The organism is Snodgrassella sp. ESL0304 (assembly GCF_013344995.1).
In the GTDB taxonomy this organism is placed as follows: domain Bacteria; phylum Pseudomonadota; class Gammaproteobacteria; order Burkholderiales; family Neisseriaceae; genus Snodgrassella; species Snodgrassella alvi.
On record NZ_JAAEDR010000017.1, the window covers coordinates 159169 to 179852 of the forward strand.

The window sequence follows — 20684 nt, forward strand, 5'->3', positions numbered from 1 at the left end:
GCATAGAAAATCGGTTTTTTAGTTGACATAAGGCTAATTATCCGTATAATAGCTCCCTTACCAGACGCGGGGTGGAGCAGCACGGTAGCTCGTCGGGCTCATAACCCGAAGGTCGTAGGTTCGAATCCTGCCCCCGCATCCAGATTACTAAAATGTCCTGTTTAAAACAGGACATTTTGTTTTATTCATTCTCTGAACATCATTTCATTATTTTAAAAATAGATATTTCTGGTTTTCGATTGCCGATTTTACTGATTTATTTTTATTAGTCTTTGCGATTTATCTTAATTATTCACTTCACAACAAGCTGATTGATACAACCAGATTCAATATTTGACTAATAAATGTAAAGCGACAATATCAAAAATGCAGGTTTAATGGCTTTGAATATATAAAGGCAGAAAAGATATGCAAAATCTTTCTGTACTGAGGATATTTTCAGATATCGAAAAATATCTTAATTACGCATATCAATCACATATAAACCTGTAAAATTAACAATATTATTTTCACATGCATCAATGCACGGTATAGATATTTATTAAATCTTTCAAGGTCTCAGTAATATAGGTTATTGATTCAAAGCTTCCATGATTAATATCAGATATCCGTAAAATTTTAGATTAATTATATGAGACTCGACACGGAAACACTGGAATGTAAACAGCAATGTTATGTTCTGATGAGCTCGGTAATCAGAAATTACATTAAAAATTAATTTTCAACCAGTTTATTTACTCTGCCTGAATACTGGATTAACTTTAATTACTTAGGTAAGATAAAAATAAGGTAAATAATCCGAAAATCCAGTGCGTTTTCTGGAATATTTAAAGGGTGATTAATGTATAAATTCAACGGATTTACGCAGGCTGGACTTAATTTTTTACAAGATATCCGGATTAATAATAGTAAGCCGTGGTTTGATGAGCATCGTTCAATTTATGACCATGAATTGATACAGCCATTTCGGGCACTGGTTGAACAGTTAACTCCTGAAATGTTGAAAATCGACAAAGAATTTGAAACTCGCCCGGCTATTGGTAAAACGATATCACGTATTCATCGTGATACCCGTTTCTCAAAAGATAAATCTCTTTATCGCAGCCGTTTATGGCTGACATTCAAACGTCCAAGCCGCGACTGGAAAGTGGCACCTGCCTATTTTTTTGAAATTAGTCCCGATACTTATCGATATGGGCTTGGTTATTATTGTGCACCCAAACAAACCATGGATATTTTCCGTGAAGAAATACTGAATAAACCGGAAGTGTTTTTAAAAGTGATGAGGTGTGTGAAGAAACCGTTTGAGCTTGTTGGTGATAGTTATAAACGTCCTTTAATTAAAGAGCAGGATAAAAAGATTGCAACATGGTACAACCGGAAAAGTATTGCTGTAATGGCAACCAGTCATCATATCGAAGATATACTTGACAGGGATTTACCAAATAAACTGACCCAAGGCTTTAAACAATTATTACCACTTTATGATTTTTTAATGGATGTAGAATTCATTAAGAATATTTCCAAGTTATAAATATTCTCATCAATATAAAATGATTTTTATTATTTCCCGTATACCTTTTAATTTCTGAAACAATATAGCTATAGGGCTTCTTATAATTATTAGTTTTGAATTCTATATTTTCGGCTGGAATACCTTGTAGATATCTGCTCAGAACATCACGCACTAACATTCGGGTTACCCAATATTGGTGTTTATACTTGTTAAAGAATAATTTTTGCCACTGCTCCAATTCCTGATAATTCAAAAATTGGACATAGTTGGTCAAAGCAAATTCGGGATTTATTTCTTCATTATAGGTAAACCAGATGTGTATTTCATTTTCTGCTATCTTTATAAAGTTTTCTACTTAACAGAGGTCTCAATAAAAATCAAAGTGGTTTATACATATGGTAATTTATCAGTACCTGATTTTCTCTGGATATTTTGTTAGCCTGCTTTATTATAAAACCCCATTTTTTGAAAATTGGCATGGCCACTTTTGAAGCATCTACACTTAATTGTGAAAGCTTTTTCTGGTGGGCCAAGTTAAGTACATGGTCATAGAGTTTTCTGGCTATGCCACGCTTTTGAAAGTCAGGATGCACGTAAAAACAGTCTATGTAACCATCATCTTTAAGTTCTATAAACCCCGCAAGGCGTGAGCCAAAGATAGCCATCCAAGGCTGAGTGTTATCTAAACGTTTTAACCACATCTGATAATCTGGTGGTGTTGGGCACCATGCTTCTTGCTCTGCTTTGCTATAAATATCAGTATCAATAGCATGAATAGTCGAATGAAACAAATCGCATATTTCATTGGCATAGAGTGGAGAGTATGGTTTTACTTCGATTTCAGATGCAGCATTACCCAACTTGTTTTCTATTTTCATTATGATTCGTTCCAGCAAGACTTTGCACTTTATTATCACCAACATTGATATGTTATCGCATATTTGCTGAGAAATTCATTATCACTGCAAAATACCGGGTATTGCTGCCGGTAACAGCCAGCTAAGAATCAGAAAAACTTTTTATCTTAATACGATGCCACATGATAAATGGCATAAAATTTACAAACTAAGTTTAATCAGACTAGTTTCCGCTACTTTTTTGCACATCCGGATAAACCCAAAGCTTATTATCATGCACTTCTGCCAGAAAAACATCATCCAGTTTTTCTCCTAACCGGTTCAGCTCATTTTCCAGCCATTTTTCGTCATGCCCCAGAGATTTTAAACTTGGGTAATTCACTACTCCATTTTCTACTACAACAACGGCCATGGAGGGATCACCTTTTTTTACTACGGTCATCTGACCATTATATTCAAACCAGACATCACTGAGCGCTTCCAGACTGTTGTAGCCACGCTGATGCAGTAACATAATAAAATCACGGATAGACAGTTTTGCTTTACGAAAATTCTGTGAAAGCACGATTCCATTTTCCATTAAGCGTATAGAGGTACCGTCAACAAAATCTTTAGCAATATTGCGCTTAAATGTGGTGTAACGTACCAGTAACAGTAATCCTGCCCAAAAAATGGAAGCACTCATAAGTAGGGTAATACTTATGGACGGATTATATAGCGGACCGCCAATAATTGCCCCTAAAACCACGTTACCTACCTGATCAATAGCAGAAATGGGCGCCAGAGACCCTTTACCGGATAAGTTGATATACACTAACAGAATACAAAATGCGACCAGCATTTTGAAAATGATATTGAGATAGATGGGATTCATTAACGGTTCCTTTTAAACAATAATAACCGCAGCTTCAGATAAATAAACATAAATTATTGATTTTAATAAATGTATCATGAAATCAATAAAAAATATTATTCTGAATATCGCTCAATATCCTAAAGTAATTAATATTTATAATATTAGAAACACAATAATAAAATATATATTTATTATCAATGGTTTATATTGTAATTTTAAGGTAAATTTCAATGTTTAATTTGTTTAAAATTATGTAATTAATTAAGAATGCTTTTGGTTGAAATTTGGTCTTGATAAGGCAATATTGTTTTTGGCTGGATTATTTTAGTTATATTTTTATCGTTCTTGCCAGATATTTTCAGACGAAGGTTTTAAAAATTTGAATTCTGATGCGGAGAAAACCAGACTTAGTTACCCGCATCAGGTTATATAACGGCACTGATAAGATTACCAATAGCTATCATGGCATTAAAGCAGCTAAGAATTTACGGAAAGGTTTTCATTATCAGTTAATGAAACAAATGCTATCTAAATACAACTAATTTTTTATATCTCTGACTTATTGAAGTAATTAATGTTTTTATTTGCTCATCTATATCAGTAAAAAGATAGAAATTATGTAAACGCGGATAGTGTTTGATAAATATATTGCCTTTTTGGGTTCCGGCCGGGCATAAATTAAACGCTAATGTATTCGACGTTAAAATAATACTCATAAAATCATCCCAATAAAAAATACCTTCCATGTCAACTGATTTGATTAAGATTCCTTCTTCAAAAAACACATAATGATATTCAGCAGGCCAGTTAATTTCTTGGTATAAATTTTTTAATCTTCTGATTTCACGAATTATTCCGACAATTTGTGCTATAGATATCAGTAAAAATATAATCACGAGTATCTGAATAGATTCTATAGCTGTTCTAGGTATTGCATTTTCCTCTAAAAAAAATTTTTGCAAATAAAAACATGCAATATCGATGATATAAATAATTACGCCGCTAAAAAAAATTTTTTTAGGAAAATATATTTTAAATATCTCCCGGAATATTTGAGGCGCCGGTGATTGATTTTCTTCTAATTTAATATTCCTGGTAAATAAATATGTTGCCGTATCAGGATCGAAAGCAACATAAGGCTCTAATATATATTTTTTCATTATGACATTTAATTAATTATGTAAATTAATTTATTTTATCAAAAACCAGATTTATTTATATGATATATGTCAATATTCATTTTTTTTGTAAATTTATTCTAAACGGATACTCGGCAGATTAATGTTGAAAATAAAACAGGCAACTATGAAGATATCAGGTTGCCTGCTTACTACTACAAAGCTTTAAAATCCATGCCAGTAAATATTCGTACCGGATTGCCACGGGCTATCTGATGATGGTGTTTATGATGAGCCGCCTTATTGCTTGCCTGTAATCGCTGTTCCTGCTGTAACAGCTTATGCTGGAGCAACAGCACAGCTAGTTTTTTATTAGCATGCTGGCTGCGCTCTGATTGCACTTTAACACTAATACCGCTGGCTGTATGTGTTGCTCTGACAGCTGATTCCGTTTTATTAACGTGCTGTCCGCCTGCTCCGGATGAACGCATGGTTTCAAATACAATTTCATCAGAGTACTGCTGAACAACTGGATTAAAACAACTCGCTCCAATAAACCAGTTTTTTCGTTTGTGTTGTGGGCGATAAGGGCTGGTACAAACCCATTGAATAGTACCCTGCCACATATCAGCCAGTGCGCTGGCCTGAGTACCCTCTAAGCTCACCAGTACCGAATGCAGCCCGTGTTTAGCCGGTTCCTGTTCCAGAACTTGTACTTCAACCTGTTTCTGTTTTGCTTCATATTGTAAACGTGCTAATGCTTTCACAACGGCAAGACAACATTCAGCCGGTCCGTAAGCAGCAGATAATTGCAAAAGTTGCATTATTTCTTCTCCGTCTGAACTTTATAAGTAATCACTGGTTTAAGGCGTGCTACCGGTCTGATTAGCTGAGCCTGAACCATGGCTGCGATTACACTTTCAATTGATTTATATGCCTGAGGGGCTTCTTCATATAACAGTTCACGATCACAGCAGATTACTCTGCTGCCATGTGCTGTACGGGTTAGCTGTTCTGCTGTATAGCGTTCTGCCAGCCTGCCCTTACAGGCAGAGCGCTGCCATTTACGCCCTGCACCGTGTGCCAGAGAATATAGTGAGGAAACGGTCTCCAGTGGCTGTACCAGATAGCTGAAATCACCACGGGAACCGGGAATAATCACTAATCCTCTGTTGGCAGGCGCAGCACCTTTCCGGTGTAACCAGCCATACTCCTTATTGATTGTTACCGGTTCTATAAAGTTATGGCTGATATCCAGCAGTTTTTGCCCCTCCTGACGCAGGTTAGCCAGAATACGTCTGCCAATCAGCTCGCGGTTCTGCTGTGCATAATCCAGAGCCAGATTGTGTTGCATCAGATATTCTTTACCGGCAGGACTATCGGCGATTAATCCCTGATGCCCGTACTGGCGGGTATGTTTATCCAGAATCATGCCGCCCAGCCCGCGTGAACCGCTATGTACCATCAGTTGCAGGTGCTGTTTATCCAGTCCGGTCTCCCGGATGATTTCCGGTGCATAAACTGTTTCCAGCATTTGCAGTTCTGCAAAATGGTTACCGCTGCCAATGGTTCCTGAAGCATAGGTATGATTATTTAATGGCAGAATTTCCGGCCATAAAGCTGTACATTCTGTGATTGATAGCGGCTGGTCAATATTATCCAGACGCTTAATCAGCTTAGCCTGATTCATTGCCCGGATTTTAACTGTGGTTTGCCATAATGCCATTCCGCAGCCAATATCCCCGCCAATCAGTGCCGGATAAAGATATTGGGTAGTAAAAAAAGCTGCACCTACCGGATAACCGCGGCCGGGATGTAAATCCGGCATACCGGCAACGTATTTAATATCGGGAAGTTTTGCAGTTGTCTCTAGCTGTCGGATGGCTTCGCCCTCTAACCAGAGTTCTGGTGATGTTATCAGGGTAATATTGTCCGCCAGCTGCTGAATAGAATTGCCCATTCTGATCCATTCCAATTATTTTATTTGGTAATAAGCAAGCAATAGTCAGCCATGTTCATCATAAATGAACAGGATTTGCATGCTGAGTAATAAATTGGCAGGCCGTAGCCAAGGATCAGGATGTAATCAGCCCTGGATTGACCTGCAAGGGATAGGTAGTACAAACATAATTATTCCTTTCCGTTGCAATGTTGATAATTTGACAGAGTGGCGTACTGTAAATCAGGTTTTACAGGTAGTCAAAAATAATCAGTGATTTTTATGTCAATGAGCTGATTATAATTAGTGTTTTGTAGTTATTTCACCACTAATACATTAATCCGATACTGTTGACACTATTATTTTCAATTAAAAATAATAAAAATTAATCATTATTGATAATTTATACTCTGATATTAATCGGTAACTACGTTTCCTGCATTAATTTAAAAATCTGCGCCGAGTTAAAACCGCCAGAACTACTGCCCGTCAGCGGAACGGCAGTAGAAGCATAGTAATGGGGATTAACGATATTTATGGTCGCAGTAACTCAGGCAGGAATGGAACGGTAACGCCGCAATATATTGATGCCGTACAGAAATTATGTGCTCTGATAAGACAGTTTACCGGCACTGGTAGCGAATTTCAGGCTGAATGCTGAATTTTTCAGCAATTTTCTATTTGTGCTGATACCTGTCTGAATATGTGCTGGCTGTTTACTGCCGGTAATACTTCTAAATAAATAGTTAGTCAGACATATTATTCTCTGTTGGTGTGGCGGGCTTATGTTTACAATAACTGGTTAGATTGATAAATACAAAATGAGGAATTTTTATGGCACAGTTTTTTGCTATCCATCCTACTGATCCTCAGGAACGACTGATTAATCAGGCAGCAGATATTGTTCGTGGTGGCGGAGTGATTGTTTATCCGACGGATTCCTGCTATGCATTGGGCTGCCTGCCGGGCAATAAACAGGCAATGGAGCGAATTTTACGTATACGCGGCATTGATCAGAAACATCATCTAACTCTGATGTGTCATGATCTCAGCCAGCTGGGCGTTTATGCGCGTGTAGATAATAGCCAGTTCCGGCTGCTCAAGGCAGCAACACCCGGAAGTTATACATTTATTTTGCAGGCTACCAAAGAAGTACCAGCACGTACTCTTCACCCAAAACGCAAAACCATCGGTTTACGTGTTCCAGACAATCGTATAGCTCTGGCTTTATTGCAGAATCTGAATGAACCCATGCTGTCATGCACACTGATGCTGCCTCATGATGATGAACCGTTAACTGACCCTTATGATATCCGGGATCAGCTCGAACATGAAGTGGATCTGGTGATAGATGGTGGCTGGTGCGGTACTGAACCTACAACCGTCATTGATATGACCGAGGATATTACGCTGATACGGCAGGGTAAAGGGGATGCTGCACTATTTGGTTTGTAAAATTTTCACTGGTATCATAACTGTTTTGATACAGAATTTTCTATTTGTATTTTAAGGATTTTACTTTGCAGAAATTTGATCTGGCTTTCTTACTTCTGGCAATCTTGCCGATTCTGCTTGGGCTTACGCTCCCGGAAGCAGTTTGTGGTTATGTGGCACGCTTTTGCGGTGACCGTACAGCTGAAACGATGGGTCGGCTGAGTCTGAATCCGGCTAAATACATTGATATTGTCGGAACAATTATTATCCCGCTGGCAACTATGATTCTTTTGTCAGGCTTTCTTATGGTTGGCTGGGCCAAACCAGTACCAATTGACCCGCGAAATTTTAAAAACAGACGTCAGGGAGAGCGTCTGGTAGCCATTGCCAGCCCTCTGGCTAACCTGCTCTTATGTCTGTGCTGGACCATTGTTGTGATTATCAGTCAGTGGGTGCCGGAATATTTTCAGAAACCAATGGCAATGATGGGAATGATGGGTATTTATGTTAATGCTATGTTCTGCTTTTTCAGTCTCCTGCCGATTCCTCCGCAACCGGGTGCACGCTTTGTTGACAGTTTTCTGTCACCAAAAGCTTCGATGGAATACCGTAAACTCGAACCATATGGAACATGGATTATTCTGCTTTTGATTGTAAGTGGCATACTGTCGACTATTTTGTGGCCGTTTACCGATCTTATTGTATCGCTGATGTCATTAATAATTGATATCTTCAGTGATTAATCTCTTCTGAGATCAGATGTAGTTTTCATTATTAAAAATTCTATTGAAATATTTAATTCGGCAAGAATATTTTTATATTCTTGCCGAATTATACTGATTACATCAATATAAAATTAATTCTGGTGAATAAATGATTGGCTCATTGATTTACCTGGAAATTATTTTCTCTGTCCCAGTGTTACTCTTTCCAGACCTGCCAGATCAGGCTGTGTGTGAATCTGACTGAAATTATTCTGCGCTAACATTGTGCGGACTGCTTCTCCCTGATCAAAGCCATGTTCCAGTAATAACCAGCCATCAGGACGCAGAAAATGTGCAGCGCCGGTAATAATGGTTTGAAATGCAGTCAGACCGTTGTGATTATCGGTGAGCGCATGCTGCGGTTCAAAGCGCAAATCCCCCCGCTGCAAGTGTTGATCATGTACGGCAATATAAGGAGGATTGGATACAATTACGTCCACACTGTTAACTGCCGGCTGCGGCTGAGCCTGATACCATGAACCTTGTCCGAAAGATACGTCTGCCTGCAGGGCTACAGCATTGGTACGCGCAACTGCCAGTGCTTCTGCACTGATATCAGCTGCCCATACCTGTGCGTCAGGACGTTCACAGGCTACGGTAATCGCAATGGCTCCGCTGCCTGTACCTAAATCCCACACAACTCCGTGCTCAGGTAAATGTGCTAAAACCGCTTCTACGAGATGTTCCGTTTCCGGCCGCGGAATCAGTACAGCTTCTGTAACTTGAAAACGCCTGCTGTAAAATTCACGCCATCCGAGCAGATAGGCCAATGGCTCACCAGCCAGCCGCCGTTGTGCCAGTTGATTCAGTCTGGTCTGATCACTGCTGCTGATTAGCTGCTGACCATGGGCGATAATATAGCCATGACTGATATCCAGTACCTGCTGAAGCAGCATTCGTGCTTCCAGTCGCGGCAAACCGCAGTTGTGTAACCAGCTATCAAGAGTGATTGGCGTATCTGTATTCATTATCTATTCTTTAAGACAGGTTTATAACAAAAACAGGGTGGCCAGACCAAGAAAAATAAAAAAGCCGCCGGAATCAGTAACAGCAGTAATCAGCACACTGCTGCCAAGTGCCGGATCGCGGCCGGATTTTTGCATAATTACCGGTATCAGTACGCCGACCGTGGCAGCCAGTAACAGATTCAGTGTCATTGCAGCCACCATAACCAGACCAATACCTACGCTGTGATACAGGAAATAGGAAACTAGCCCCATCACAGAACCCCAGATAATACCATTTACAAGAGCAACGCCCTCTTCTTTGCGCAGTAACCGCCATGCCTGACTGTTACTGATTTGTCCGGACGTCATGGCGCGCACAATCATGGTAATGGTCTGATTACCGGAATTACCGCCAATACCGGCCACAATCGGCATCAGTGTTGCCAGCGCAACAATTTTTTCAATTGAGTGTTCAAACATGCCAATTACACGGCTGGCAACAAAAGCCGTACACAAATTGACAGCCAGCCATATCCAGCGGTTTTTTACTGAATCCACTACCGGCGCAAACAGGTCTTCCTCTTCACGTAAACCGGCCATATTCAGCATATCGGTTTCTGATTCTTCACGAATCACATCCACCATTTCATCAACGGTAATACGTCCGATCAGTTTGCGGTTACTGTCTACTACTGGTGCAGTGACCAGATCATAGCGCTCAAATGCCGCTGCTGCTTCTTCAGCATCGTCTTCAGGACGGAAGGTAACCACATCATCGGCCATAACTGTCGAGACCAGTAAATCCGGATCGGCAACCAGCAGACTGCGTATGGGTAAAACGCCTTGCAGAACATCGTAATTATCGACTACAAAGATTTTATCGGTATGGTCGGGCAAACGTTCAAAACGGCGTAAATAACGCAATACCACCTCACAGGTTACATCAGCCCGAATACTTACCAGCTCAAAATCCATCAGTGCGCCAACCTGATTGTCTTCAAATGACATTGCCGCAGTAATTTGTGCCCGCTCTTCTTCATCACGGCTGCTGATGGCTTCATAAACAACTTCTTTGGGCAAATCCGGAGCCAGCTCGGCCAGTTCGTCTGCATCCAGATTATCCACAGCGGCCAGCAGTTCCTGCTGTGCCATGCTTTCAATCAGGGTTTCACGTACCGGATCAGAAACCTCCAGTAATACCTCACCATCTTCAGTAGGTGTAGCCAGCTTCCACACCAGCATACGTTCCTGTAGCGGCAGTGACTCCAGCAGGGTAGCCATATCGGCAGGATGCAGCTCGTGCAGAGCAGCAATCAGTTCAGTCAGTGCCTGTTCCTGCTCCGGTGTTTGCAGGTATGACTGAGTATGCGAATGGATATGCTCGGCAACCGGCAAAAGAATAGCAACCAGCTCACATATGTGATCGGTATCCAGATGCAGGCGTTCCAGTTCGCTGAGATTGCTATGGCTATCCATTGTATTGTTATCCTGTGTGTTGCACATCCAAACCGGAATGTTACCGCTGCAATGCCAGCAGTATATCCTGATAAAACAGCATTTTGCCTGTTATGATAAATTAAAGCCTGCTTGAGCAGGCTGTCTTTAATAATATTGTACACGGATTTTACCTGTTCGCGCCTCTCCTTCTTTGCGTTTATCACCACAAACTACATTGCTAAGCTGCATAATCAGTGTATTTCACGGTAAGGTTTATATATTCTCTGTCACAGAATAAGGTTGCTGATGACACCACATTGTTTTAATGTATAAATTACATTACTGCTGCAAATTATGATTAAACTCAGCAGGGGGAATAGCAATATGCTCAGAGAAAATTTCAATGAATTTCAGTATTTACTGACAATAGCCAAAGAGCGAAGTTTTACCAGAGCAGCCCGTAAACTGGGAATGACACAGTCTGCGCTCAGCCACGCGATTAAAGTTCTGGAGCAAAAACTGCAAACACGTTTACTGACCCGGACAACACGCAGTGTGGCGCCTACTGATATAGGTGAACAGATTATTGCTTATCTGGAACCACGATTAAATGAGCTTGAATTTACATTACAGAATCTGGTTGAACAAAATGGTACGGCCAGCGGCAATATTCGGCTGTCTGTTAGTGAACATGCGGCAAATACGGTGCTCTGGCCGAAACTGAAACCATTTCTGAAAGAACATCCGAAAATTAATGTTGAGTTATTTATCGATAACCATTTTGTAGATATCGTGCAGGATGGTTTTGATGCCGGAGTACGCCTTGGAGAGAGCCTCGAACAAGACATGGTAGCCATTAAACTGAGCTCTGAAATACGTCTGGCCGTTGTGGCATCAGCAGATTATTTCAAGACTCACGCTATACCGGCCACTCCATATGATTTACAGCATCATCAGTGTATCAATGTACGCTTACCCAGTGCCAACGCACTTTATCAGTGGGAGTTTGAAAAAGACGGCAAACCACTGCGCATTAAAGTGAACGGACAACTTACTTTCAATCAGTTGCCTGAGCGCATAGACGCCGTGTTATCTGGTTTTGGTATTGGCTACGTGCCCGAGGATATGGTCACAGCACTGGTGGCATCCGGTCAGCTGGTACAAGTACTGAAAGATTGGTGTCCTGCTTTTCCGGGCTATTACCTCTACTATCCCAGCCGCAAACAGCACCCCCGTGCCTTTGCTATGATGATTGATGCTTTACGACTAGTTGAATAAGGGAAACCATATGAGTCTCCCTTATTCTTTCCTGATTAACGCCCTACACGTGCCTGCAGGTCAGCAGGATAACGCTCACCCACAATAGAAACACGCTCCAGAGCCTGATTAATTTCAGCAACATCACTGGCAGTTAGCTGAATGTCGGCCGCAGCCAGATTTTCCTGAAGTCTGTCTGGTCTGGTAGTGCCCGGAATCGGAACAATCCATGGTTTTTGTGCCAGCAGCCATGCCAGCGCAATCTGAGCCGGAGTAACCTGATGAGCCTGAGCCAGTTTATTGATCAGAGTGTTCAGTTTTTCATTTGCTGCCAGTGCTTCAGGAGTAAAGCGCGGTACACGCCGGCGGAAATCATCGGCGGTAAATACAGTAGATGAATTAATGGTACCGGTTAAAAAGCCTTTACCCAGCGGGCTGAACGGTACCAGACCAATTCCCAGCTCCTGCAGCAATGGCAAAATTTCTTTTTCCGGCTCGCGCCACCACATTGAATACTCACTTTGCAACGCAGTCAGAGGCTGTACTGCATGAGCCCGGCGAATGGTAGCAGCACCGGCTTCAGACAAACCAAAATGTTTTACCTTTCCCTCAGCAATCAAATCCTTAACCGTACCGGCAACATCTTCAATCGGTACATCAGGGTCGACCCGATGCTGATACAATAAATCAATCACATCTGTTTGCAGCCGCCGCAATGAACCTTCGACTGCCTGACGAATATGCTCCGGACGGCTGTCTAAATTCTGCTGTTTATTATCATCACCAAACGTAAAACCAAACTTAGTGGCAATCACTACCTGTTGCCGGTAAGGTTTCAAAGCCTCACCGACTAATTCTTCGTTCAGATAAGGACCATAGACTTCTGCCGTATCAAAAAAAGTCACACCTTGTGCCACAGCAGAACGAATCAGCTCAATGGCTTTTCCGGTTTCTGTTGCCGCACCATATCCGAAACTCAGCCCCATACATCCCAGCCCCAAAGCAGAAACGGCCAGACGGCTACTGCCTAAATAACGTTGTTGCATCGTACTATTCCTTTTGTGATTAATCGCAGAAACAGCATAGTCTTTGCAGGCAACAGGATTAAGAGGTCTGAATTACTAAGGTTAATTAATACTATTCATAAATAATCAACTTGCCTTTTCATCAGTCAAAAAAAAACGCCTGACAAATCAGCAGGCGCTCAGCGGTATATTTCAGACGTAAATACTATCTTTTCCAAATACCTTTATCAGCAATGATTTTCAGAAAATACTGATTTATTTGTCAGCTTAATCAGCCCAGTATTTTTTCTTTGAAGTTTTACCAATACCCGGATTAAAGCTATTGGTAGGATCCAGCTGCCGGTAGAATTGCTTTAAAGCCGGTTTGGCATGATACAAGTGACCGACATTGTGCTCAGCCGGATACTGGGCTCCACGCTGATCAAGCAGTACCAGCATCTCATCTTCAACTTTGTTGCAATCGGTACCTTTACGGGCAATATAATCCTGATGGAAAACATGACAGAAAAAGTGGCCATAATACATTTTATGGATGAAATGCTGATTAATACTGTCAGGCAGGGTTTCAAACCATTCGCTGTCATTACGCCGTAAAGCCACATCCAGTGCAACAATATTTTCTACCGTATCGCTATGCACATTACGATAGGTAGTGGCTGCGCCGGCTGCGGCAAAACGATGCAGCATTGCCGCTTCGGCCTCTTTTTCATTACAGCGGAAATAACTACCGGTTTTCTGCTGGAAAAAAGTATTCAGAAATGCTTCTGCTTCCTCAATACCGTCATCAGCCATTTTCAGAATCAGATGGTGTTCGTAACGGTCGCGGTAATCACGAATGGACTGAGGTAAATGCTGCGGCAGAAATTTACACATAAATACCGCAAAATGGTCAGAAAAATTCTTCGGAAAAAACGGAATTTTCGCCATGATACGATCAACAAAATTCTTAAAGGCAAACAGACGCGGCATGGCATCCGTACCGAATTTCTGGATGGCAACAAAAGTATCTTTACCATATGCCGCAGCAATATCAAAAGCCTCACGGTGCATGTACTCACCGGAAACCGGCAGATTTTTAAACTTGCTGAGAATATGGCGGCGAATATCATCCAGCTCGTGGGTATCATTACTGCCGATATAGAAAACCGCAGATTTTTTCTCCAGCGGGAAAGTATCCAGACGAACAGCAAAGACCATCAGACGTCCGGCGCTGCCGGAAGCTTCATAATGCCGTGCCGGATCGGCATTAAAACGTGCCGGCGTATCTGCATCTATTTCGCGTACATGGTTGCGGTATTCGTGGTCATGTCCCATACCGGCATCATGTTTGATATCCTGATCGCTGTATTTATGATTTTGCAGATTCTGTAAAATAGTTTCCGGTTCATCGCCCAGTTCGATACCAAGATGATTTACCAGATGCAACTGACCGTTTTCATCCAGTTGAGCAAACACTGCCATCTGAGTGTAGGCCGGACCGCGCTGAATCAGCGCACCGCCTGAATTGTTACATACTCCGCCCATCACGGAGGCACCAATACAGGATGAACCGATAACCGAATGCGGACCACGCTGATATTGTTTCAGCTCTTTTTCCAGACGGAACAGTGTGCTGCCGGGCAAACAGACTACCTGTTCACCATTTTCAATCACCTGAATACCATCCAGCCGGCGTGTGCTGACAATGACAATCGGGCGATCATAATCATTACCATCCGGTGTCGAACCACCTGTCAGACCAGTATTGGCAGACTGAGTGATGACTATCACATCCGCTTCAACACAGGCTTTTAATACCCGCCACTGCTCCACCAGTGTACCCGGTATCACAACAGCCAGCGCATCACCAACTCCGAAACGAATACCCTGACGGTAAGGCAGAGTACGTGCGGGATCAGTCAGAGTATATTCATGCCCGACAATTCCCTGTAATGTGTGAACGAGGTCGGTATGTGTATTAATACCCATACTGCTTCTCCCTTTATTATGTAGTGACTTATTCCTAATTAATACAAACCATTTTAGAACAGTTATATATTAACGGAAAGATTTTTAACATATCTGATGTATATCAGGCTTCAGGCAAAAAACCACCGCTCTGCCGTTGCCACAGCATAGCATAAACACCATTTTTCGCCAGCAGTTCACTATGTGTGCCCTGCTCGACTATCTGCCCTTTATCCATCACAATCAGCCGATCCATCGCGGCAATCGTTGACAGCCGGTGAGCAATTGCCACAACCGTTTTACCCTGCATTAACCGGGTAAGATTTTCCTGAATGGCGGCCTCTACTTCTGAATCCAGAGCACTGGTGGCTTCATCCAGCAGCAGAATCGGCGCATCTTTCAGAATTACACGGGCTATGGCAATCCGCTGGCGCTGTCCGCCAGACAGCTTCACACCGCGCTCACCCACATGTGCATCATATCCATGTCTTGCTTTAGAGTCTTCCAGTGACGGGATGAAACCATCCGCTGCTGCCTGCTGTGCTGCCCGTATCATTTCTTCATCAGAGGCATCCGGACGCCCGTAAACTATATTGTCACGTACCGAACGGTGCAGCAGAGAAGTATCCTGTGTCACCAGCCCCAGTGCTGCACGCAGACTGTCCTGTGTTACATCGCGGATATCCTGCCCGTCAATCAGAATACGCCCGCCCTGTACATCATAAAAACGCAGCAGCAGATTGGTCAGTGTGGTTTTACCGGCGCCGCTGCGTCCGACCAGACCCACTTTTTCACCCGCGCGGATATGCAGGTTAAAATCGCGCAGCAGCGGTTTATCCTCACTGTAAGAAAAGTTTACATGCTCAAAATCAATCGCACCCTGATTAACTGTTAACGCCAGTGCTTTAGGTTTATCAACAATAGCATGCGGACGGGATAGTATATTCATACCATCTTCAACCGTACCGATATTTTCAAACAAACGCGCACTTTCCCACATTACCCAGCGTGAAAGACCATTAATCCGTGAGGCCATGGCTGTCGCCGTAGCAATAGCACCGACACCCACCTGCCCCTGCGTCCACAGCCAGATACCCAGACCGGCAGAACCGACTACCAGTAAAGTATTAATCATGGTGCTCAGACTATCCAGCAGGGTTGCCAGACGCATCTGCGCATTCACGGTTACCAGAAATTCCTGCATTGATGCTTTGGCATAGGCGGCTTCACGCGCACTGTGTGAAAACAGCTTCACCGTAGCAATATTGGTGTAGGCATCAGTAATACGACCGGTCATCAGACTGCGGGCATCTGCCTGCCTCTGAGCAGTTTCAGACAGCCTAGGAATCAGAAATCTGAGTACCATGACAAACAGCACTATCCACAGAATAAAAGGCAGCAATAACCAGCTGTCCATACCGGCAAGTATTACCCCGCTGGTAACAAAATAAACCAGTACATAAACCAGCATATTGGCCACAGACATTACCGTATCACGTACTGCAAGCGCGGTTTGCATTACCTTGGCAGAAACCCTTCCTGCAAATTCATCCTGATAAAAACCCATACTCTGCCCGAGCATCAGGCGGTGGAAATTCCAACGCAAGCGCATCGGAAAGGCGCCCTGAAGAGTCTGAAACTGTACATTGGAAGAAAGAAATGACCAAATAATACTGAATATCAGCACAGCAGCCATCAGCAGCAGTTCATGTCCTTTTTCCGGCCATAACCTGTCTGGTGAATAAGCGCCAAGCCAGTCGATTACCGTACCAAGGAAGCGAAATACCAGAGCCTCCAGAATACCGGTACCTATGGTCATGACAACCATCAACAGCAGCCAGAGGCGTGCTCCTTCCAGACAACTCCAGATAAACGGTAACACACCTTTTTTCGGCGGTTGCGGAAGCATATCCGGATAAGTATCAATGCGGTTTTCAAACCAGCTGAAAAATCGGTTCAGTAACATATTGCGCGGGCTTTCTGCATAGATGAGCCATAGCGGCTGTACCAGCAAATACGGCAGCCAGAAAAATAATAAGACAAATCATTATACATAATCTGAAATATAAATCAGCTTTCAGTGGTTTGTGTTAGAATCCTGCAGGCACATCAGCATACCAGACAGTCGCTGTGCATAATATACATGCATGGAGGAAAGTCCGGGCTCCACAGAGCAGAATGCCGGCTAACAGCCGGGCGTCGTGAGGCGACGGAAAGTGGAACAGAAAGCATAACCGCCGATGGCTGTGGGAAACCACAGCACAGGTAAGGGTGAAATGGTGCGGTAAGAGCGCACCGTGCCGTTGGTAACAACGTGTAGCAGGCTAAACCCCATTCGGAGCAAGACCAAACAGAATGCACTGACGCTGCTCGCCGAGCATTCGGGTAGGTTGCTAGAGCGGCACAGTAATGTGCCGCCCAGATGAATGACTGTCCGAGACAGAACCCGGCTTATCGGTTGTCTGATGTGCCCCTCAGCATAATTGTTATTCACACAGTTGTAACCGTTTTTCCGGCTCTCTTGTACTCATTGATTTTTCAGCATTTCTATGGCACCGGATATCAAAGAAAAACATAAAGTAAAAACAAGTTAGTTATCTATTGTTATCATTCATTGAACAATCTGATTAATTTATTTTTGACCATGCCCTGCATCAAGCGAAAGATGGAGAATCTGATACAGATTCTGATTATTTATGGCTGGTTTGTCTTTAAAAAAAGTAAATGCGGCATAACGCCATTTATCAGGATTATAAATAATCACTTTACCAGTTTTATTTTTATACTCAGCACTTTGAAAAGAAAAATCTCTTAACCGTACTTGTTCTGCTATAGAAAAATTTTCTTCTAATACATACCGGCTTTGTGAGAAATCATTTGTCAATTCCACTTCTGCTGTAATACCAATATTGATTTTTTGCCAGCCAAAAGAATTAATAATATTGTCAAAATAGCCCTCGAAAATAAATTTGTTCATTCCTTTGGTTTGTTTCCAAAGATAAAGAGGACAATATCCATTGCCTGTGTTGCCACTCTTTTTATCAGCAATTATATAAACCTTAAATAATAAATCTTCAAAGCCATCTGTTTTAAAACCATTATCTTGAATACGATCTTTGATAATATTCATATCATAATCGGCTGGTAAACTAATTTTATATTGCATAGCCTGCATACTGAATTCCCGCTTTAAACGATGTAATTCAGTTTATAAATTTAATTAAATTTTGAATAATTCTAATCTGCGATTGAGTTATCAGAAAAAATGATAGGCATATACAACATATGGATTTCAAAGGATTATTGATTTTTAAAACAGTTTATGACGTTAAAAGTCTTAATAAAGCAGCAAAAATTTTAGGCTATTCACAATCTAATCTGACCGCACATCTGAAAAAGATGGAACATGAATTACGGGCAACGCTTTTTATCCGTAGTTTTGATGGAATGAAACCAACAGCACAAGGCCATCAGTTTTATGCTTTTAGCAATTCAACACTGGAAAAATTTACACAAATAAAATTATCATTTAAATCTGTTAAACCTTTATTATTAATTTCAGAACTTCTGTTTCAGTTTATTGTTATTGAAAAGACTGAATATCAAATAGAATCAACAGATATTGTTATTAAAAAAACCTGCGAAATAGAAAATGAAATTAATCAGCACAATTATGATAAGGTTATTACTTTTAAAGAATTTAAGCATAAAGATTATGATTTAACAGAAAACGGATATTTACGTGTTGCCTTTTTAAAAAGTTCCGAAATTACTCCTCATCAGCATTTACCTGTCTTGATTAACAACGATGCAGATTGTCCCTTACGTGCCAAAACTTTAGCAATATATCCGCAGCTGACTAATATTATTACCATTGATTCGCTCAGCCAGCTGTTAAATCTTGTTGAAAAGGGGCAGGCAATAGCACTATTGCCGGTATTCTTTGCGCAGGATAACCTTACACCACTCGATACTCACCAGTATCCGATTGACTATTTTTGTTATCAGCATCAATCAGTTTAAAAAATTTTATATCATATCAAGCTTACTATTACTAACCGGTTAAGTCTGTTAATAAACCATCTGCAGTGAACTGAATACGTCTGTATGGATTTTTACTACTATAGCCTGCATGTCCGCACATCTGAATAGTGCCTTACCGATAAAATTACCACTAAATAGGCGCAGAAATTATCTAAACAGGTACAAGGTTATGGCCTGATATTTATCCCGATTGGATTGATAATATCACCAGTCAAAATTCTTAAATTTTGATTTATATCATTCTATTTTTTATAGAAATAACATAATATCTATAAAATAAAACAGATATTTACATTCTTATATTCTCCAGTAACGCCTAATGCCGGATAACTATTGAATTCTTACTTTTTAAACCCAGAGATAGCCAAATGCAAAAAATCTTTATAGCTACTATTTTCATTATCTGTCAGCTAATCTCTTACTCAGCATTAGCACTATCTGAGCTACCCCCACTACCCATTCATAAAGTCAAAATTTCTGATTTTGTAGAAAAATTTAATACTTTAAATAAACAATATCGATATAATCTGAAACCTATTAAAAAACCCAAGGAGTCTGGATTTCTATATGAAATCACTTATATCCTTACACCTAATATTTATCTCACAATAAAGAGCGAGCTTGAGTTGGTATCAGGATTTAAACTTGCCTGTGACCGATTCGCGAATAATAAATCAGCCGATATGAATAAATGCCAGCAATCTATTCAGCTTGTTAGTCAGGCATTTGATCCTGATTTTGTGCTTAGCGACTTCGAGCGTAATAAAGTATGTGAATCCGAACATAAAACGTCATGGACAGCTGGATCCAGTGGCATGGTAAAATTATGTTCATATGAGTCCACTAAAGTTCGTTATACACAGGAGCATGATCTGGACGACCAATCTTTACGCTTTAGCATTTTTCCGTTTAGTGAGGATAGATCAGATTACCCCACAGAATCTGAATCAGATCTGATGTCCTTAAAACTTGTTCAATACTATGTCAGCTATGTTATTAATTACGCTTTACCATTTCTACATACAGACAATCTTCTTATATATCTGAATATTAAGATACATCAACTCAGAATGAGCATTTAGCAATATAAGACATACTGGTATGCAAATAATTCATATAACTACCAGATATTTGTTCCGACTGGATTGATAAATATGACCAGTCAAAATCTTCGAATTTGATTTATATCATTTTATTTTTTCAGATAAATAGCATAATATCTATATCAGTTAACCCATCTTTGCATTTTATATTATCCGGCAGCGTCAGCTCCTAGATAACTATTGAATGCTTACTTTTTCAAACCAGAGATAGCCAAATGCAAAAAATCTTTATAGCTACTATTTTCATTATCTGTCAGCTAATCTCTTACTCAGCATTAGCACTATCTGTGTACTACCTACCCACCCATCTATCAAGTTAAAGCATCTGATTTTATAGAAAAATTCAATACTTTAAATATACAACATCGATATAATCTGAAACCTATTAAAAAAAGCGAGGAGTCTCTATCTGAATATGACCTTGCACCTCATATCAACCT

Annotated in this window: 19 protein-coding genes, 1 tRNA gene and 1 other RNA gene; 10 read left to right on the top strand and 11 right to left on the bottom strand. The window is 41.0% G+C overall.

The features are described from left to right. Positions 1-65: 65 nt before the first annotated feature. Both GYX91_RS10375 and GYX91_RS10380 read left to right on the top strand, forming a co-directional pair. Positions 66-142 (top strand) — tRNA-Met (locus tag GYX91_RS10375). Positions 143-841: 699 nt separating this feature from the next. Continuing rightward, entirely contained in the window at positions 842-1534 is a 693-nt protein-coding gene (locus tag GYX91_RS10380) for a DUF2461 domain-containing protein (protein WP_084586028.1), read from the top strand. 359 nt (positions 1535-1893) lie between these two features. Here the strand turns inward: GYX91_RS10380 and GYX91_RS10385 are convergent, their stop codons facing one another. The 5 genes from GYX91_RS10385 to GYX91_RS10405 form a co-directional block, all read right to left on the bottom strand. Continuing rightward, positions 1894-2394, bottom strand: coding sequence for a GNAT family N-acetyltransferase (locus GYX91_RS10385; protein WP_144363187.1), 501 nt, complete (start codon positions 2392-2394; stop codon positions 1894-1896). 202 nt (positions 2395-2596) lie between these two features. Beyond that, a complete protein-coding gene (locus tag GYX91_RS10390; RefSeq protein ID WP_025331730.1) occupies positions 2597-3247 on the bottom strand; it encodes a DUF421 domain-containing protein in 651 nt (216 codons plus the stop codon). Positions 3248-3753: 506 nt separating this feature from the next. Continuing rightward, entirely contained in the window at positions 3754-4389 is a 636-nt protein-coding gene (locus GYX91_RS10395) for a hypothetical protein (protein ID WP_025331731.1), read from the bottom strand. 173 nt (positions 4390-4562) lie between these two features. Further along, a complete protein-coding gene (gene prfH, locus GYX91_RS10400) occupies positions 4563-5171 on the bottom strand; it encodes a peptide chain release factor H (protein WP_041880010.1) in 609 nt (202 codons plus the stop codon). Next, entirely contained in the window at positions 5171-6307 is a 1137-nt protein-coding gene (locus GYX91_RS10405; RefSeq protein WP_174830751.1) for an RNA ligase RtcB family protein, read from the bottom strand. The genes prfH and GYX91_RS10405 overlap by 1 nt, the downstream gene beginning before the upstream one ends. A 79-nt stretch (positions 6308-6386) precedes the next feature. On the opposite strand from GYX91_RS10405, the gene GYX91_RS10410 reads away from it, so the two are divergent. The 4 genes from GYX91_RS10410 (at position 6387) to GYX91_RS10425 (ending at position 8463) form a co-directional block, all read left to right on the top strand. Next, positions 6387-6563 carry a hypothetical protein gene (locus GYX91_RS10410; protein ID WP_174830752.1) on the top strand — a complete coding sequence of 59 codons (177 nt, stop codon included), beginning with the start codon at positions 6387-6389 and terminating at the stop codon, positions 6561-6563. A gap of 240 nt (positions 6564-6803) precedes the next feature. Next, positions 6804-6947, top strand: a complete 144-nt coding sequence (locus GYX91_RS10415) for a hypothetical protein (RefSeq protein WP_172397107.1) — start codon at positions 6804-6806, stop codon at positions 6945-6947. Between the two features lie 173 nt (positions 6948-7120). Next, the gene (locus tag GYX91_RS10420; RefSeq protein WP_025331735.1) at positions 7121-7741 is read left to right on the top strand and encodes an L-threonylcarbamoyladenylate synthase; all 621 of its coding nucleotides are present in this window, start codon (positions 7121-7123) and stop codon (positions 7739-7741) included. Positions 7742-7806: 65 nt separating this feature from the next. Continuing rightward, the gene (locus GYX91_RS10425; protein ID WP_037393709.1) at positions 7807-8463 is read left to right on the top strand and encodes a site-2 protease family protein; all 657 of its coding nucleotides are present in this window, start codon (positions 7807-7809) and stop codon (positions 8461-8463) included. Between the two features lie 158 nt (positions 8464-8621). Here the strand turns inward: GYX91_RS10425 and prmC are convergent, their stop codons facing one another. Next, entirely contained in the window at positions 8622-9434 is an 813-nt protein-coding gene (prmC, locus tag GYX91_RS10430) for a peptide chain release factor N(5)-glutamine methyltransferase (protein ID WP_370520389.1), read from the bottom strand. Between the two features lie 39 nt (positions 9435-9473). Beyond that, a complete protein-coding gene (gene mgtE / locus GYX91_RS10435) occupies positions 9474-10907 on the bottom strand; it encodes a magnesium transporter (protein ID WP_041880017.1) in 1434 nt (477 codons plus the stop codon). A gap of 345 nt (positions 10908-11252) precedes the next feature. Here mgtE and GYX91_RS10440 point away from each other — a divergent pair, with 345 nt between their 5' ends. Next, a complete protein-coding gene (locus tag GYX91_RS10440) occupies positions 11253-12146 on the top strand; it encodes a LysR family transcriptional regulator (protein WP_037393712.1) in 894 nt (297 codons plus the stop codon). Between the two features lie 35 nt (positions 12147-12181). Here the strand turns inward: GYX91_RS10440 and GYX91_RS10445 are convergent, their stop codons facing one another. The 3 genes from GYX91_RS10445 to GYX91_RS10455 all read right to left on the bottom strand — a co-directional run bounded on the left by GYX91_RS10445 (position 12182) and on the right by GYX91_RS10455 (position 17063). Then, the gene (locus GYX91_RS10445) at positions 12182-13171 is read right to left on the bottom strand and encodes an aldo/keto reductase (RefSeq protein ID WP_084586768.1); all 990 of its coding nucleotides are present in this window, start codon (positions 13169-13171) and stop codon (positions 12182-12184) included. 246 nt (positions 13172-13417) lie between these two features. After that, positions 13418-15118, bottom strand: coding sequence for a D-lactate dehydrogenase (dld, locus tag GYX91_RS10450; RefSeq protein ID WP_100115734.1), 1701 nt, complete (start codon positions 15116-15118; stop codon positions 13418-13420). 103 nt (positions 15119-15221) lie between these two features. Continuing rightward, positions 15222-17063, bottom strand: coding sequence for an ABC transporter ATP-binding protein (locus tag GYX91_RS10455; RefSeq protein ID WP_174830754.1), 1842 nt, complete (start codon positions 17061-17063; stop codon positions 15222-15224). Between the two features lie 143 nt (positions 17064-17206). Here GYX91_RS10455 and rnpB point away from each other — a divergent pair. Continuing rightward, positions 17207-17567: RNase P RNA component class A (gene rnpB / locus GYX91_RS10460), an RNA gene on the top strand. Between the two features lie 162 nt (positions 17568-17729). On the opposite strand, the gene GYX91_RS10465 is transcribed toward rnpB, so the two are convergent. Next, positions 17730-18272: a DUF4865 family protein gene (locus GYX91_RS10465; RefSeq protein WP_174830755.1), complete on the bottom strand. Its 543-nt coding sequence runs from the start codon at positions 18270-18272 to the stop codon at positions 17730-17732. A gap of 110 nt (positions 18273-18382) precedes the next feature. Here GYX91_RS10465 and GYX91_RS10470 point away from each other — a divergent pair, with 110 nt between their 5' ends. Together GYX91_RS10470 and GYX91_RS10475 are read left to right on the top strand one after the other, a co-directional pair. After that, on the top strand, positions 18383-19120 hold the full coding sequence (locus GYX91_RS10470; RefSeq protein WP_078475200.1) for a LysR family transcriptional regulator: 738 nt from the start codon (positions 18383-18385) through the stop codon (positions 19118-19120). 389 nt (positions 19121-19509) lie between these two features. Beyond that, the gene (locus tag GYX91_RS10475) at positions 19510-20223 is read left to right on the top strand and encodes a hypothetical protein (protein WP_078475201.1); all 714 of its coding nucleotides are present in this window, start codon (positions 19510-19512) and stop codon (positions 20221-20223) included. The last annotated feature ends 461 nt before the right edge of the window (positions 20224-20684 follow it).